Here is a 16,973-nt window from a genome sequence, read left to right on the forward strand (position 1 = left end):
ATAACAGAGGGCAAGAAATATGTCAACGAACGTGTCTCGGATCCTATCTGGTCAGGCGCAGGGTAGAGTGAGAGTTGATAAACTGGTCAAGCAAGCTGCTGAATGTGAAGCACGTCTCGCAGCAATCGTCGAGGAGGTGCCATACGATGAAAAAGGCGTGTTTAACAGCGAACTCTTGTTGTTCATCAGTGTGGTTGAGATCCTTAATCCTGACAGAATCGTTGAAAGTGGACGGGCTCGCGGCCACAGTACAAAGATACTTGCTCGGTATTTCGAAGAACATGATATTGATATCGTTAGTATTGAACAAGCGAGGGGGACTGATGACGACAAGATTGCTCGAGACAAACTCGACGGCCACAGACAGGTACAGCTTAAATACGGTGATTCACGCGAAATCGTAGAACCTGTGCTAAAGCCCTCCACAGTCGTTCTGATAGACGGTCCCAAGGGAGATGAAGCGCTTAAACTGGCACTGAAGTTGTTGAAACGCGACGAGGTTGCAGCAGCCTTCGTTCACGACCTCCATCGTAATACACTTCACCGCGATTTGGGAGAGTTGTTATTCAATTATACATATTTCTCAGACGACGAAATATTTGTTGAGAAGTTTAGTCATTTAGACGATTCTTGTTGGGAAGTCCTCGGCGACGATTGGGCACCTTATCTACGGAAAGGTGAGGAGATAGAGAGTTATGCGTCGACGTTTGGGGTATTCTTCAACGGCGATCAGCCGATAGACCCGCTACGAGAGGACAATTACCGGAAGTTCCTTCAGTGGCACGAGTGCGACTTGCAATCTCACGTCAAAAGTGCTATCAAGGCACGATTGCCGTTTTAGTAAATACGGACAGTCCGAACTCGAATCCTCTATTTAATCGACGAGATATCCCATGTTTCTGAGCGACTGACGCGCCGATGGGGGTAGCTCTTTTATCCGCCGTTCGTTTGAATAGGGACGGCCCAGGGTATCCCAGAAGGCAGTGAGTTCGTCATTGAGCCGATCGGCGACAATGGGTTGATTGTCTACTACATTTGTCTCCTCGTCAGGAAGTTCGTAAAGAACCGTTCGTGAATCACTCTTCTCATATTTGTGTGTAGTTGTCCTGATCGCTGTGAGGTCTCCTCGGTGCAACCACTGAGGGTTGAACTCAGGAGCGTACTCGTCGAACCACTCAAGATGCTGTTCGACACGACTGCCCCCGCGTTGAATGAAACAGTAGTCCCGTGTCTCATGCCTCAGATCAATGCCCTGTAGTGTTGACTGATCGGCGCCAACCTCAGCTAAAAGTGTCCTGACGACATCAATCGGCTGGATTAAATCCCCCTCATATTCTGTTACATCTGTCGGTCCGGCAACGATCATTGGGACATGAGATACCGCATCATGGGTTACTAGTTTGTGAGCGTACAGTCCCCGCTCTCCAAACAATTCACCGTGATCGCCAGTTACCACCACAACAGTATTGTCAGTACGAGAGCGAACCCATTCGATGAGTTCCCCGATGCACTTATCGACGTATGCGATTGTTGCATCATACATTGCGATTAAACCATTTAATTCCACTTCTGTCAGCTCAAACGCACCGGATACGAACTCGTTCAGGTTCTCTGTCAATCGAATCGCAACGTCTCGTGCCTCTGATGCAGAAATCGAGAGATTTGACGTATATCGGTCGAGAAACGGAAGAGGTGGGGTATACGGGTGGTGGGTGTCATTGTAGTGTGCGTAGACGAAGACGCTATTATCTCTGCTGGAGTGCTGATTGAAGGCCCGTTTCACCGTTTCATTGACGAGGTATGATGTTGAGTGTTTCGTGGTATCGGCTGTTAGACCACCTCCATGACGACGGATACGCAAAAGGTACTTAATCAGATCCGTTGGATGAACTGCTTCGCGGAGTGTATCGCTGATGATGTATTGAAACTGATCGAAGCCTCTGTCCAACCCGGTCGCCGGCCCCATGTATGCGACCGTGGACACCCCCGCGGTCTCGTACTCGCGTTCACCGAGCAGCTCGGGACTGTCGGAAGATCGTCGGGGATGACATCAGACCCCATACCTGCCTGGTGATGTGATGGGTAGGTTCCCGTGAGTATCGAAGCGCTCGCCGGTCGTGTCCAGATACCGTGTGAAAAACATTTGTCGAACGAGACAGCACTAGACTCTGCTGCGATCGACTGAAGAAACGGTGTAGTATCTCGCTTATATCCGGAAAGAGAGGTATGATCGAAACGGAGACTCTCAAGTGTGAGCCATACGATGTTAGGAGGCATTGAAGAATTGTTATATCAGCTACTGGTAAATCGGTTGCGGGGTTGAGTTCAAGTGCCTCCTACTAATTGGCACAATCATCCTGTTACTACACGCTCTCGTCACACCATGGAACGACCATTGACGCAGAGGTATTCAAGAATCCGGAATAACCTCTTCGTACAGCGACTCGTAGCGCTGAGTCATAATCTCCGCGTTTAATTCAATATCGACGATTTCACGAGCTGGCACTCGTCGTTCCTTGGCAGTACCAACTACACGGTCAAGCGTCCGGGCCAACGCAGCCACGTTTGAGGTCTCAAACAATTCTCCAGCGGCGGGGTTCACACCAAGAATCTCCCGGTGAGGATTGATATCCGATAGAACAATGGGCGTACCTGTCGCCAGCGCTTCCATGACGGCGTTGGGTAGTCCCTCTGAGTGAGACGCGGAAACGAATACATCTGCTGCCTTCAAATACTGCCCCACATCTGAGACGTGGCCAAGAACCTCCACTGACTCGTTAGCGGCTGATCGACATTGATCTTTCAACGGACCATCGCCAAGAAGCAAGAGCTTCCCAGCTGAGCTCACCCCACTACGTAAAAACCCTTCAATTACTGTCACGGGATCCTTCCGCTTAATTAGTCCACCAACTGAGACGACGACCGTTTCATCGGTGTCGATACCCAACCTCTCTCTTATTCGGCGGCGCTCGGCAGGAGTAGGTGGTTGGTAAGCATATGCGTCGACACCGTTGCGGATTGCGTCCGTGGTGACTGCTCGGCCAGCATACTTCTCTCGAATCGTTTCCGAACAGGCTACCGCTCGGTCAGCACGGCGAGCGGCACGGAACTGTTGCCAAACCATCAGCCGCCCGAGTACGCTGCCATATCGTGGAATGTAATCCTCCGGTGGAAAGTTTCTGAGTGTCGTAACGTGGGGGTACCCGGCCAGACAATGGACTGCCATCGAATCTGATCTGATGCCTTGAGTGTGGATAAGATCCGGCTCAATCTGCTGTGTAATTGACTTCAACCGTGAAGGCCCTAAAATGAGTCCACTAGCTCTAGAGAGGCTAAGAGAAACGACAGGGATGTCATTCTCTTCAAATGTATATTCGTAGGATTCTGCTGGTTCAGGCGACAGCGTCACGATGTGGGGTGACCATCGGTCGCGGTTTAGGTTCGTGACGATGTTCAATAGCTGTCTAGTCGGTCCCGTTGCAGCAAGGGTTGATACGATATACTGGACACACAGTCGCTGATCAGAAATACACATGTGTTTCATCTACTGTGGACTCGTCGGGTGAGTCGACTTGTCCTTCCGCTCGAATACGATTAGTCCTCGTGTGTCGATTAACCATTCTATTATTGAATGCTTCAGTGTAGACTTCTACAGGCCGGACTCACTTTCTGAGGAGTTCTGCTACGTCTGCCAATACCTTCCACACCTGACGCAGAACTATTTTCAAATCAAACCAGAACGACTGATTGCGGATGTACTCGATGTCGTACCGAATCTTTGACTCCGGACTGGTCGACGTCACGTCGTTGATCTGTGCTAAACCAGTCAATCCCGGCTTAACAAACCAACGACGCCGCCACTGGTCTGTCTGATTCTCTAATAGGGTCTCTTCGTCTACCCACGCAGCTCGTGGACCGACTACACTCATTCTTCCTTCGAGAATCGCAAGAAACTGTGGGATTTCGTCTAGATGCGTCCGACGAAGAACCCGACCAAACCGGGTGATGTGGTTGTTTTCTGTATCATCAACCGGTTTGGCATCTTCACTTTCAGGAACCATCGTTCGGAATTTCGCCACGGTGAACGTGTCACCGAAAGCAGCCGTCCGTGTCTGTCTATAGAATATCGGACCACCACCATCCAATTTAATTCCCACCGCAATTCCCACCAGTAACGGGCTTAACACCAGCAGTGCAATCCCAGCAAACGTTAGGTCAAACGCCCGCTTCATGAGGTGATCTTGCCAGTCCCATGGCTCCAAATCAATGTCTACTAGCTCACCTTCGGCGCCCCCACTGGTCAACACCACGTCAACGTGATCTCGGTGAACTTTCGCTGCCACGCCGTGCTCATAGCACGTGTCAAGCGCGCCGAAGAACTCTGCGCGATCAGGGTGCGCGAATGCCAGCACTGCAGTTCCAACATCGTACTCAATCAGGATTTCATCTAACCGCGACAACCCCCAAGACACGCTAATTCGTCTAAATCTTTAGGCACCCCCCGTCCGCTATTTCAGGTGCGGTTAATTGGGGCTCTTGGGTTCCGAAGTATGCCGACGGAGGCGAGACGTATCCAAGAACACTCCCGTCAATCACCTCAAGAATATCTTTCATTGTCTCGGGATCGTCACCGATGATGATGGTCCGTCCACTCTTAAGATATGGTCGACGGCGAATCAGCACGAACCAGGTGGGGACTGTGATCAGCAAGATTGTACCGGAGACAATCAGGGTTGCTCGGGGTAATCGGAAAGAGAAATCGAAGTACCCGATAGTCGCCAGTGCTAACAACCCAACAGCAACACGACGAAACGCTTGTAGACCGATGTCCAGAATCCGGCGCGGCCGAGGCTTGTACAGCGGTGCTAATGCCCCAGTCAAGACAACTGCTACCGTCCCCGCTTCCACATGGTAGCTGCCAGTTCCAGTGGCGTCGAATGGTAGGTGGCCAATGATTGGTAGCCAACGGAATAACTCCTGTACAACTTCAAGTGCTGCGATAGAAACTGCTAGAAGTGCAAGAGCTGCTGTCCCTACGACACCAGCAACCCGGTACCGCAGCCCGCCGTCCATACTGTATTCTCACAATAACCCTGCGTTTAAAGGCTTGTAATCTTATCGACATCCCAGTCAGTTGTGTGTACTCAATGCTTGAGTAGCATTACTTCGATTATACACAGAATACTGCTGACTCCAGAGAGTGGCCCGAATTCTGTTTGCCGATATACACAGAAGCGAGTGTCTTATACTGTAGTTGGTGAGCATGTACTACAACAAATGGTTGATGAGACCTTGATCGCTTTCGTCGCTGGACTTCTGCAGGGTATCTTTGAGTGGCTTCCAATCTCAAGCGAGGGGAATATCGCCATTGTCCTTACGTCACTTGGAGCTACTCCCACCGCTGCCGTCTCATTCGCACTGTTTCTGCATGCAGGTACGGCAATCTCAGCGATGACATATTATCGGGGCGAAATAGCCAAAATACTCCTATCAGTCTCTGAACTGGACCTTGGACGACCGTTTTCCCAGTCAACGGCTGTCCTATCCTTTCTTTGTGTAGCAACGCTCACATCGGGAGTCGTTGGATTACTCGCGTACGCTGCGCTTGAATCGCTCGTCTCAGCAGTTACCGGCGGTCTTTTCGTCGCACTCATTGGGATATTGTTAATCGCGACAGGGTTACTCCAACGATATGCGAGGACGACCTCGCTACAGCCTCCACGCCAACCATCTGTCGTTGACGGCGTGCTTATCGGAGCGTTGCAAGGACTTGCGATACTTCCTGGTGTTTCTCGGTCTGGGACAACCGCCAGTGTATTATTGCTCCGCGGGTACGATGGCGAGACATCGCTTCGTCTCTCTTTCCTACTAAGCATCCCTGCTGCACTGGGTGGTGGGTTGCTGGGATATCTCGAATCTGGAGGACTGTCCGGTATCGGAGCAGTCCCTGCGGCCATCGCACTTGGGACTGCCGCGATAGTTGGCTATGTTACCATCGATGCACTCATGCGTCTCGTCCAGCGAATCGACTTTTGGCTCGTTTGTGTCGTCCTCGGATGTCTGGCAGTTCTTGGTGGGACCTTACTCCTCTGAACAGTCGGCAGAATTGCACCGAAACCGCTTACCGCGCTTGTACGAGGGCTCCAGATTCAACGTCATCAGTGGTAACTGACACTTTCGTATCCCGATAGTGTAGGTTCCCGCATACGGCACTATGACGCGAAATGTCCCGTTTTCTGTAACGTGCGTTCGCCGTGTGTAGGTGAACTCCGCGTTTGGAATCGAGACTTCTGTTGAGATAGTAACCGTGGATCCGGGTTCGGCTGTGCCGTTGATCACTGCTCCTTCAACGGGTCTAAAAACAACATGGGAGCGATCGTTGCTTCGATATACCGCTTGATAGTGACCGGCCCCACCGCGCTCCAGTGTCGCACTCCCAAGTGATTCATACAAAATCGCGTGGGTAGTCTGTTGGTATCCGTCTTCACCCTGACTGGGTACCGAGGTCATCACGATGTAGTCTACCCTCCCCCCTAATCTGTCATACCAAGAGTCCGGTTGTGTAGCACTCACGAACTGGGGATAGATCGATTGTGCGAATCCATACGACTCGGAGTTGCCACTGACGAACGCATTATACATCCGATTTTGGCCCCAGTCACTGAACACGTACACTGAGCTGAGACTTGACCCAGACTGTGTCGCGTGGTTCTCGACCCACGTTGCAGTCCGGTAGGCTTCGTCACTGTAGACGGATTTGTTCGTCTGCACTGGCCCTTGTATCATTCCAAACCCACCAATCAGTAAGAAAACGACCACGAGTATCCCAATCGTCTGTCTATCAGGGATGGTCAGCGGGTCAGTCACAGCGCTGGGAGGACGAGAGTCAACCGAAGTAGATGCGTCGAGTATTGTCGGACGTGGAACTGCATCGACGATGGATCCGAGATGGACGAGCGCAAGTCCGGCAAATGGTGCCAGCACAATCGAAAGTTCGCCCGCGAATCTGACTTGTATTACCGCGAGCACCGCGAATACTGATGCATAGGTCCCGATGAGTAAGAGTGCTAGTGACTCGGTTCGATAGCCTGTGTAGAGACTCCACGGAACATACGGAAGCGCAAAGAACAGTACGAATCCGAAAAAGAGGGCGGGTCCGAAAAAAGTGCCATACTGCGGGCTGAAAATTGAGATCGTCTCGGCGATTCCTTCAGTATAAGTGAGACCAACCAGACGGGCCAATTCACTTGAGAACTCAGCTGCGAACTCGGGGAGTGTCACCAAGGTAACGGCGAGAACGGTGACGCCACCAAACAATACGCCTCCGGCGGTCACTCGAGGTGAAAAGCTGTAGCGGGTTGCGACCACACCGACCAGGAAGACAACGCCAACCCCGATGAATAACAGCGTCGGGGTCAACACTACCTGCAGTGGTTGCCATCCGAGTATCAAGTGGCCGGCCCACACGAGCACACTTGCTAGTCCAAGTCCAACGGTGATTGGTGTGAGTACCGGAACTGGAGAGAAATCGTGTGCTCGAGCAGTTGTCACAGCAGCAAGGCTAAACAATGCAATAGGGAGTAAGAGGAGAGGCCCAGCGTTCCATGCTAATGTTTGGGCGGCAACGCCCACAGCAAAGACACCCATCCAAAACAGCGTGGTGGCTGAAACAACGCTACGTTCACGGGGATTACGTCTCGTGAGTGCTACGCCGCTCAAAAGCGTTAGTGCTAGCCACAGGTAATCGAACGCGTGGTGATCAGCGAAGCCAAGAGCGGTGCGGAAGACATGAACTGGCGTTATCGCCAACAGTAGAGCTGCTGCTAGTGCAATCCGGCGTTCGCCAGTCACCCGACGAGTGATTTCGTACGCAAGTGGAATCGTGAGTAGCCCGCTGACGAGAGGGTACAGTGCAAGCACCGTGTACCCAGTCGTTGCACTCCCACCCAGTACGGCCGTGATCGTCCATACGGCCGCAATAAAAAGTGGCTCACCAGCCTGAATCCCGGTAGGAACAGCCAGTGGGCCCGCTTCAGCAAGGGCTAATTGGCGGATCCAGTGACGATAAAAATACGGATCGTTACCGAGGAACACAATGTGTTCTCCGCGGAAGACACTCGGTGCCGTGTAGCCTCGGAATAGGGCCGCGAGGATGATGACGACGGCGAGAGCTCCACCCCACCGTGAGGAGAGGCTTGGAAGTGAGAGAACGAGCGACGTTTCCGAGTTACTCACGGGGGAAGCGGACGTTTCTCCATCGAGCCTTCGGCGAACAGCTTCAGGATCTGCCACTTCGTACTCACCATCTCGCTTCGCGACGATCCCTCGAGAAACCATCTCACCGAAAGCTCCTGAGTCAACGGGGACGTCATCGAACGACCACGTCTCGTGTGCTGCGTCAACGGCCAGAATTTCACGGAGGTCACTCTTTAGATGGGGTTTTTCCTCCAGAAGAGTGGCAACGGCCGTATCGACATCAGACATCTATCTGCCCTTCCAGACGCTGGATTATATGTCCCTCGGTCATCCGTAATCTTTCGCGAGTGTAGAACATTGTGGCCAGTACCACTTGCCTCATTTCATACGCACGCGTGAGCCGAGACAAAGCGCGCGCGATTGAGCTACCCAGTTTCGGTACTGAACTGGTATTTAACCGGAGTGCCCGCCACTAATAGTGCATTAGGCCTATTCTGGGGCCTAAATTCAGCAGTTCACCCGGAGCCGGTCGACGCTATATGTTTAAATTCGTGAGGGTGGTTCGCAAGGAGATTGTCGGACGTGCGAATTGCGCGACAAATACTTTGTGGCGAGGGATTTCGGCATTTGCGTTTATAACACAAAACTTATACCGGACTCGCTGTTCAAGTGTGACTGTACCCCTACCCATGGCAGCGGTACCGAGTATGCGAGGCCACACAGTGGCCGTCGGGCAGAAAGGTTCGTTGTCGACTTGCAATCCATAGCAAACCATGACAGATTCAAACAACAAAATCCGTGCTGTCGTGCTGGCAGCGCTGATGGTCACCTCCGTTTTCGCAGGGACCATCGCGTTCGCAGGTACGGCTGCCGCGGAAAACACGAACGCAGGCACTTCCGCGCCTGTGACGGTCTACCTTGGAGACTCGGTAGACATTAGTGGCGTACCGGGTGTCGAAAGTACAATGATTGGTGTCGCTGGTGACGCTGACGGGTCCACCGCAGAGGCCCAGACCAGCGGACTCACCGACATTGATTCATCGAACGGCTGGGAGACGGGTGCATACTCGAACCAGTCCGACGGTGACGTCATCATCAGTGTTCGTGAACCGACAATCTCGGATCTCACCCTCGAGACTGACAACGGCGCCGACGTGACTGACGGTACTGTCACGAACGACGCCGACAACCTGACCGTCTCGGCTGAGTGGAACTTCGCTCGGTACGAGAACCTCACCATCACCATCGAGGACGAGGAGGGTCTTGAGGTCCAGAGCCAGCTCGGCAACGTCGTTGAACTCGAGAACACCGGTGACAGCACGACGCTCACTGGTCTCGACGACCTCGACACTGGCGAGTACACCGTGACGGTCGAGGGCGAAGAGGACCTTGACGGAACCACTCGCTCTGCGACCTTCACGATCCGTGATGAGACGAACACCATCTCGCTGAGCGAGACGACCGTCACGAAGGGCGACAGCGCTGTCGCTACCGTGACCGGTGAGCCCGGTGAGCAGGTGCACGTCCGGATCGATCAGGACGACCTCGAAGACAGCTACAACGACCCGAACGACGTCTTCGCGAACACGGGCGACGTTGAGGTTGGCCCGGCTAACTTCACCGACAACGAAGGTCAGGACTGGGTCGCTGTTGTCCTTGGCCTCGGCGACGACGGTGAGGCGCAGACCCGCATCGAAACCGGTGCAATTGACACTGGTACCATTGAAATCGAGCTCGCGCAGGGCGCTGACATCAACAACAGTGCTGAGGACTCCGCAGACCTGACTGTTGAAGAGCGGTCGATCAACATCACGTCCGCGCCGAACGTCGTCCGTGTCGGCGAGGAGTTCGACATTGAGGGCACTGCGGCAGAGTCTGACGAGGTCGCAGCCTACGCCCGCATCGACGAAACGTGGGAAGTCATCAGCGGTGACGAGAACCCCGTTGACGTCGACTCGAACGGCGAGTTCCTGCTGGAGCTTGAGGCTTCCAGCCCGCTCAACCTCCCTGACAGCTACCGTGTTGCTGTCGTCAACGAAGAGGCACTTGAGGGCGGGAGCTTCCCGAACACGCTCAGCAACGACGAGTTCGGTGACCTGGACACTGAAACCACCATCACCATCCGCACGGTCGAAGGTGACCTGACGGCTCAGCTGTCCAGCCAGTCCATCGCTGCGAACGTCGGTGACGAAGTCACTGTCTCGGGAACCGCTCTCGGGCAGGGCGACGAAGTCCGCATCTACAAGGTCGGTCCGCGTGGTGACGTGCAGTTCCAGTCGACCGACATTGATGATGAAGCGTTCGAAGAGGACTTCGACAACATCAACAACCGCGGCACGCACACGTTCCTGATCGTTGGCCAGGGCCGCGACGGGAACTACGCGGCTACGGAAACCGAAGTCAACAACGAGATTACGGGTGACGAGACGCCCCAGCAGGCCGTTGAGATCCTCAACGACCTGTACTCGGGCGCTGGTGTCGACGACCAGGTCGTTGAGCTGACCCTCTCCGCGGAGAACCCGCAGCTCTCGATCAACGACTTCACCACGGACGGGCAGGTCGCCCAGGGTGAGGTCACTGTCTCGGGTACCTCGAACCGCGAGGACGGCACGACCGTCTTCATCGAGGTCCTCGGCCAGAACGAGAACGTCATCGCTTCGACTGAGGCTGAGGTCAACGGCTCGACCAGCGAGTGGGACGCCACGATCGACATGTCGGATGTCGAGACGGGCACCTACACGCTGCGTGCTGACGACGACGAATCCTCCTCGTCGCTCGAGTTCGAGCTCGTCGAGTCGGTGAGCACGCCGACCGAGGAGCCGACGCCGACCGAAGAGCCGACCGAGGAGCCGACTGACGAGGCAACGCCGACCGAGGAGCCGACTGACGAGGCAACGCCGACCGAGGAGCCGGCGACCGACGAGCCGACTGAGACGTCCACGTCGACGCCCGGCTTCGGTGTCGTCGTCGCGCTCATCGCGCTCATCGCTGCGGCGCTGCTCGCAGTCCGCCGCGACTAACTAACCACGACTGACCGGCGAAACCGGTCACAGCGGTTCCGCCTCACGGCGGTTTATTTTATTAGGAGCTATCCATGGAGTGGCAACACTACCCGAGCAAAACTCGTCAGCAACTCGATCCTCTGGGTTGACCGTGTCCGGTCCTCAAATACAGAAATACAAAACTTATTACAAAGTCTGCGCATGGCTGGGATGTACTCATTACCAATGACGACGTAACCGAGTGACCTGTCTCACTACATTGATTGACGGGTCGAAAGGATACGTTGTCGTGCAATCCAGCAAACTATGACAGACCGGAATCACAAAATTCGCGCTGCCGTTCTCGCAGCGCTGCTGGTCCTCTCCGTCTTTGCAGGGACCGTCACGTTCGTGGGCACCGCGGCTGCTATTGGAACAGACATCTCGGGTGCCTCTGTCACCAACGCACCCATAGACGACTCCAGCGCTGATCAGACAGTCCCATTCGACGCATTGAACCCTTCGAGTAGTGACGGTGCCGACCTCAGGGCCGCCAGTCGCTCAATCAATAGTGGTGGCACGGTCTACATCGGTGAGGAAGACGTTGATCTGACGTCCCTTCCCGGAGTCTCCGCCGGCAATCCCGCGATCTTCACAGGTGTCAGTGGCAGCGCCGACGGTTCGGCGGCCTCCGTCTCCGACGGTGCCTCCGCCGACATCACGTCGGCCAACAACTTCGAGCCCGGTGGCTATGACTCGCCCGCTGCTGGTGGCGGCGGCGCTGAGCTGTTCGTCGTCGAACCGCTGGTCTCGGATCTGACCATCTACTCCGGCGCCGGCACAGACAGACCGGACGTCACGGACGGTTCGATCCTCACCGACACGGACACCATCACGATCGAGGCCGACTGGAACTTTGACGACGCTGAGAACGTCTCCATCACCATTGAGGACGAGGATGGTCTCGAAGTTCAGTCGCAGCTCACCTCGAACACCGGTCTTCTTGAGTTGGGTACCTCCGGTGGAAACGTCGAACTTTCAGGCCTCTCGGACCTCGAAACGGGCGAGTACCTCGTCACGGTCAAGGGTGTTGACAATCTCGACAGCGCGTCGCGTAGTGCGACGTTCACTATCCGCGATGAATCGCAGAGCATCTCGCTGAGTGAATCGAGCGTCACACAGGGTGAGAACGTTGTCGCAACGACCATCGGGGCACCCGGTGCGTACGGTCTCGTCCGCATCGACAGCGACCATGTGGAGAACCTTCCGGATGGCGTCGAAGCGAACAGTGACGCAAGTGCTGAAAACGTCTTCGCTAACACTGGCGATGTTGCTGGGCTTCGCGGTGCAGCGTCCGTCGGCGCCACGGACGACGATTACGTTGGTGCCATCGTCGATCTTGGTGATACAGGCGATGCACAGGTCCGAATCAACACCGAGTACCTCGACACTTCGACGGTCGATGTCGAATTCGTCGAACTTGATGAGTCCAACATCGACGACAGCAACGTCGCTGCTGGCTTCGACGCAAACTCCGATGATAACGCTGAATTGACTATCGAAGACAAGGCGATCAGCATTGTATCCATCCCGAGCGTCGTTCGCGTCGGTGAGGACTTCGAGGTGGAGGGTACGGCTGCCGAGTCTGATGAAGTCGCAGCATATGCCCGTATCGACGACGACTGGGAGCTTCTCGATGGTGACGAGAACCCGGTCCGCGTCGATTCGGACGGGTCCTTTGTACTGGAACTGACCGCATCAAGCCCGATCAACCTCCCTGACAACTATCGCGTCGCCGTCGTAACTGAGGAAGCATGGGGTGTCGGCGATGCTAATGCAGACGAGTTCCCCACGACTCTCGACAGCGATGCGTTTGGTGAGCTCGAGACAAAAGAAACCGTTTCCATCCGGACGGTCGAGAGTGACCTGACGGCGCAGCTGTCCAGCCAGTCCATCGCGGCCGACGTGGACGACGAAATCACTGTTTCAGGACTGGCGCTTGGACAGGGCAATGAAGTCCGGATCTACAAGGTGGGGCCGCGCGGCGACGTGCAGTTCCAGTCAGCCAACATCGATGATGGGGAGTTCGAGGCTGATTTCTCGGCCATCTCCCACCGCGGCACTCACACCTTCCTCGTCATCGGTGAGGGCCGCGACGGGAACTACGCTGTGACCGAAACCGAAGCGACTCGCGAACTCTCGGGTGAGGAGACGCCCCGGCAGGCCGTCGCAATCATCAACGACCTGTACTCTGGTGCTGGTGTCGACGACCAGATCGTCGAACTGACCCTGCAGGCAGAGAACCCGCAACTGTCGATCGACGACTTCGCCACGGACGGACAAGTCGCTCAAGGCGAGGTCACCGTCTCGGGTACCTCGAACCGCGAGGACGGCACGACCGTCTTTATCGAGATCCTCGGCGACAACAAGAACGTGATTACCTCGAAGGAGGCCGAGGTCAACGGCTCGACCGGCGCATGGTCGGCCACACTCGATATGTCCGGCTCCGAGACTGGTACGTACACGCTGCGTGCTGATGACGATGAGACGGCGGCCTCACTCGAGTTCGAGCTCGTCGAGTCGCTGAGCACGCCGGTTGAAGGGCCTATGGAAGAGACCGAGGAGTCGACTGAATCTACGGACCAGTCGACTGGATCGACCATGACCTCTACACCGACTGAATCAACCGTGACGTCCGAACCGACTGGAACGTCCGCGTCGGCGCCTGGTTTCGGTGTCGTTGTGACCCTGGTTACGCTCATGGTCGCGGCGCTCCTTGCAATCCGACGCGACTAACCGATCCACGACTGTTCGGCGACTGCAATCACTTTGACCCGCCGTCGGACGGGTTTAGGTTACTTTGACTGCCTATTCGACAGGACATTTCCCCGCCAATCAGTGGTGAGACAGACATCGCCTGGCGTCTACGGTTCACGTCGGTGACTCTCGAGCACCACCGGACCGGTTCCGTGGCATTTATGCAACTGTGTTTGTCCTACTACAATCAATGTTGTCTCCCTGCTCGGAGAAGTTGAGACGCCGAATCCCTCTCTCGTCGCCGTATTCGATGCATACAAGGAATCGGATATGATGATGAGAACGGTTGTGACCGTGTCCATTCTCGTCGTAGCGGCTGTTGTCGGTGTCCTCGGCGCCACACCAGCAACTGGCACGGCGACCAACATCACTGGGACGGCGGTCACGCCGTCAACGGTGACGACTGGTGACGCGACAACAATCTCGGTTTCATTGACCGTTGAGGGAGTGGATACGGGCGACGGCACGACGGATGGATCTGTCACGCTCTCTGTTCCTGACGCCGTCAACCTATCGAACACGCGAACGACGGACATCTCTGTGGGACCTAACGCCTCGAATAATCGGGGCATGATTGATGTCGACGCCCGGACAGTCACTGTCTCCTGGGATGATGACACAGGCACGCCCGGTGAGAATTTCTCAATCTCCTTTGATCTCGAAGGAATAGTTGTCGGGCGAACAGGAGACACGGCTGTCACCGCCGCAGTCGATGCCGACGCCACCGGCGGTGCGGAGGTGACCGCCACTGTCGGAACCATTACCACGATTGCCTCGAAGAGCGACCGGAGTGTCACTGAGACACCCGCGACGCTGTACTTCAGCGAGCACGATGTTGACCTGACCGCGATTTCAGGAGCAAATCCTGCCGGAAGTCCACAGCGGTTCTACGGTGTCACTGGCGAGGCTGAGGGGGTATCGCACAGACAGAAGATACGCTTGCGGTCGATTTGACGGCTGCGAATGGGTTCGAGACTGGAGGATATGCTTTCGATTCGTCTGCTGAGACGCTACAAGTGAGTGTTGTCAGACCGCGGGTGTCCGATATTGAGATATCTCCGGGAGCAACAGTATCGACAGTCAACGTCGCGAATAAATCGATCCCTCGTGGAACAAGCGAACTGACTGTCGGCGTAGACACGAACTTCGAGGAGGCCGAAAACGTGACCCTCACGGTCGTTGATGAAGACGGATTGGATGTCACAGGGCAACTCACAGACTCTCCGACCGTAACCAGCAATGCAGGAAGTGTAACACTCAACGTGAGCAGTCTCGACACTGGCCTGTATAATGTGACCGCAGAAGGGGCTGATGACCTCGATACAGCTTCACGGACAGTCACTTTCCGCGTACGTGACTCAGAAAAAGTCGTTTCACTCTCAAAGACGCGCGTTACGCGTGGCGAAAGCACGATCGTTACCGTCGCCGGAGAGCCCGGTGCTGTTAGATACGTGCGCATCAGTACAACGACCCTCCGAGAGGGAGCAGTAGTCAACACCCCAACCGCACGCTCGGTGTTCGACGATACAGAGGCGGTCCAATCAATCGGGGCCGATAGCGATCTAGGTGTGGTATATGCAGTAGTCGCCCTGGATGACGACGGGTTAGCTGATCTCCGACTCCAGAGTGAACGAATCGCGACGGGGTCGGTTGACGTAGAGCTTGCTGAAAGACTGGCAGGGACATCTGAAGACGAAGCAGAACTGGAGATATTCGAGCGCCGTCTTACTATCCGCGGCCCGCAATCGGCGGCTATCGGCGAAGCTCTCACGATTTCTGGTACCGCCGTTGAGAGCGATCGCGTCAAGCTCTACGCCGCAACAGATGGCTCGTATATCCCATTGTACACTGACGAAGCTGAACTTGCTGAACCAGAAGTTGCAAACGATGGAACATGGGAAAGTGAGATCGAAACGAATCGAGTTATCAACCTCCCCGGAACCTATCGAATCGCTGCGGTCGCAGACCCAGGATCGGCGCAACTCGGAGCGACAGAATCGATCGATAGCGACACGTTCCGCATGTTCGAAGTCCGTAGTACCACATCGTTGCAGATGAGTACCGGATCACTCACGGCGAATATATCCCGGAACGAGATCGCGGCGACGGGAGACGATGTGGTGAGCATATCCGGGACAGCGGTCGGCCAAGGTGACAACGTCCGCGTGTATCTTGTCGGTCCGCGTGGGAGGTTTCTTGGAACTGATGGCACTACCGGCCAAGTAGAATCAATCGATATCGATGGAGATCGGTTCACCGAGGATTACGGCGCGTTCGACACTCGGGGCAGATATACGTTCCTCGTCATCAGCAAAGGTCGTGATGGGGAGTACGCGTCCGATTATGGATTCGGTGAGAGTGCGTTGCAGCCGGGGCTCACGTCACAACAAGCTGTTGAGATCATCAACGACGAGTACACGGGTGCTGGTGTCGACGACCAGATCGTTGAACTAACCCTCCACGCAGAGAGCCCATCACTGACAGTGGATGACTTCACTACGAACGGACAGGTTGTCGCAAGAAAGGTTACGGTTTCAGGAAACTCAAACAGAGAACGTGGCACGGATATCTTCATTGAGGTACTCAGAAATGATCACAGTGTCATCACCTCATCTGAAGCGAAAGTCGATGGTTCCAACGGCATGTGGTCAACGAAAATAGATCTATCTGCTGTCGAAACGGGTACGTACACACTACATACGAATAGTGGAGAGATCTCTACTTCGCTTGAATTCGAGCTGGTCGAATCAATAGACATTCCAACCCAAACGCCGACGAGGAAACCGGATGATGAGCGTACGACAAGATCGACCGAGATGCCGGTGGAGGAGTCAACTGAGACAACGATGAGAGAACCAAGCGATACGCCTGCAACATCGACATCGATGGTTGGTTTCGGTGTCACCACAGCTTTCATTGCGCTCTGTATCATCGTGTGCTTCGCCGCCCGTCGCAGGTGAGCTGGTCGGCTCAGTCTGT

At 55.0% G+C, this 16,973-nt stretch carries 10 protein-coding genes and 2 pseudogenes; 7 read left to right on the plus strand and 5 right to left on the minus strand.

Annotation, left to right across the window (positions count from 1 at the left end; all coding sequences use genetic code 11):
• Nucleotides 1–19: 19 nt before the first annotated feature.
• On the plus strand, nt 20–841 hold the full coding sequence (locus tag C2R22_RS25345) for an O-methyltransferase (RefSeq protein ID WP_162562600.1): 822 nt from the start codon (nt 20–22) through the stop codon (nt 839–841).
• Between the two features lie 33 nt (nt 842–874).
• Here the strand turns inward: C2R22_RS25345 and C2R22_RS21440 are convergent.
• The 4 genes and pseudogenes from C2R22_RS21440 to C2R22_RS27215 form a co-directional block, all read right to left on the minus strand.
• A pseudogene (locus tag C2R22_RS21440) lies at nt 875–2,277 on the minus strand (sulfatase).
• A gap of 133 nt (nt 2,278–2,410) precedes the next feature.
• Nucleotides 2,411–3,544 (minus strand): glycosyltransferase, encoded by a 1,134-nt coding sequence (locus C2R22_RS21450; RefSeq protein ID WP_103427835.1) that lies wholly within the window; start codon nt 3,542–3,544, stop codon nt 2,411–2,413.
• Between the two features lie 118 nt (nt 3,545–3,662).
• Nucleotides 3,663–4,472 carry a sugar transferase gene (locus tag C2R22_RS27210; RefSeq protein WP_321169924.1) on the minus strand — a complete coding sequence of 270 codons (810 nt, stop codon included), beginning with the start codon at nt 4,470–4,472 and terminating at the stop codon, nt 3,663–3,665.
• A gap of 10 nt (nt 4,473–4,482) precedes the next feature.
• Nucleotides 4,483–5,073 (minus strand): DUF1970 domain-containing protein, encoded by a 591-nt coding sequence (locus tag C2R22_RS27215; protein ID WP_321169925.1) that lies wholly within the window; start codon nt 5,071–5,073, stop codon nt 4,483–4,485.
• 204 nt (nt 5,074–5,277) lie between these two features.
• On the opposite strand from C2R22_RS27215, the gene C2R22_RS21460 reads away from it, so the two are divergent.
• Nucleotides 5,278–6,093 (plus strand): undecaprenyl-diphosphate phosphatase, encoded by an 816-nt coding sequence (locus C2R22_RS21460; protein WP_103427836.1) that lies wholly within the window; start codon nt 5,278–5,280, stop codon nt 6,091–6,093.
• On the opposite strand, the gene C2R22_RS21465 is transcribed toward C2R22_RS21460, so the two are convergent.
• The gene (locus C2R22_RS21465; protein ID WP_103427837.1) at nt 6,082–8,484 is read right to left on the minus strand and encodes an STT3 domain-containing protein; all 2,403 of its coding nucleotides are present in this window, start codon (nt 8,482–8,484) and stop codon (nt 6,082–6,084) included. The two genes, C2R22_RS21460 and C2R22_RS21465, sit on opposite strands and share 12 nt — an antisense overlap.
• Before the next feature lie 485 nt (nt 8,485–8,969).
• On the opposite strand from C2R22_RS21465, the pseudogene C2R22_RS27605 reads away from it, so the two are divergent.
• From C2R22_RS27605 to C2R22_RS21485, 5 genes and pseudogenes are all read left to right on the plus strand, one after another.
• Nucleotides 8,970–9,065 (plus strand): annotated as a pseudogene (locus C2R22_RS27605) (surface glycoprotein); the annotation flags it as partial.
• Nucleotides 9,066–9,161: 96 nt separating this feature from the next.
• Complete coding sequence (locus C2R22_RS21470) at nt 9,162–11,216, plus strand: PGF-CTERM sorting domain-containing protein (RefSeq protein WP_245903074.1); 2,055 nt, start codon at nt 9,162–9,164, stop codon at nt 11,214–11,216.
• Between the two features lie 288 nt (nt 11,217–11,504).
• Nucleotides 11,505–13,973: a PGF-CTERM sorting domain-containing protein gene (locus tag C2R22_RS21475; protein WP_103427839.1), complete on the plus strand. Its 2,469-nt coding sequence runs from the start codon at nt 11,505–11,507 to the stop codon at nt 13,971–13,973.
• Between the two features lie 315 nt (nt 13,974–14,288).
• The gene (locus tag C2R22_RS21480; protein ID WP_162562603.1) at nt 14,289–14,948 is read left to right on the plus strand and encodes a hypothetical protein; all 660 of its coding nucleotides are present in this window, start codon (nt 14,289–14,291) and stop codon (nt 14,946–14,948) included.
• Between the two features lie 83 nt (nt 14,949–15,031).
• On the plus strand, nt 15,032–16,954 hold the full coding sequence (locus C2R22_RS21485; protein WP_162562604.1) for a T9SS type A sorting domain-containing protein: 1,923 nt from the start codon (nt 15,032–15,034) through the stop codon (nt 16,952–16,954).
• Nucleotides 16,955–16,973: the final 19 nt, after the last annotated feature.

The organism is Salinigranum rubrum (genome assembly GCF_002906575.1).
Classification (GTDB): Archaea; Halobacteriota; Halobacteria; order Halobacteriales; family Haloferacaceae; genus Salinigranum; species Salinigranum rubrum.

Bases quoted from the DNA above. Each gene is read 5' to 3' on its own strand.
- C2R22_RS25345 (WP_162562600.1), top strand. From the start codon at position 20: ATGTCAACGAACGTGTCTCGGATCCTATCTGGTCAGGCGCAGGGTAGA.
- C2R22_RS21450 (WP_103427835.1), bottom strand. From the start codon at position 3,544: ATGAAACACATGTGTATTTCTGATCAGCGACTGTGTGTCCAGTATATC.
- C2R22_RS27215 (WP_321169925.1), bottom strand. From the start codon at position 5,073: ATGGACGGCGGGCTGCGGTACCGGGTTGCTGGTGTCGTAGGGACAGCA.
- C2R22_RS21460 (WP_103427836.1), top strand. From the start codon at position 5,278: ATGGTTGATGAGACCTTGATCGCTTTCGTCGCTGGACTTCTGCAGGGT.
- C2R22_RS21465 (WP_103427837.1), bottom strand. From the start codon at position 8,484: ATGTCTGATGTCGATACGGCCGTTGCCACTCTTCTGGAGGAAAAACCC.
- C2R22_RS21470 (WP_245903074.1), top strand. From the start codon at position 9,162: ATGATTGGTGTCGCTGGTGACGCTGACGGGTCCACCGCAGAGGCCCAG.
- C2R22_RS21475 (WP_103427839.1), top strand. From the start codon at position 11,505: ATGACAGACCGGAATCACAAAATTCGCGCTGCCGTTCTCGCAGCGCTG.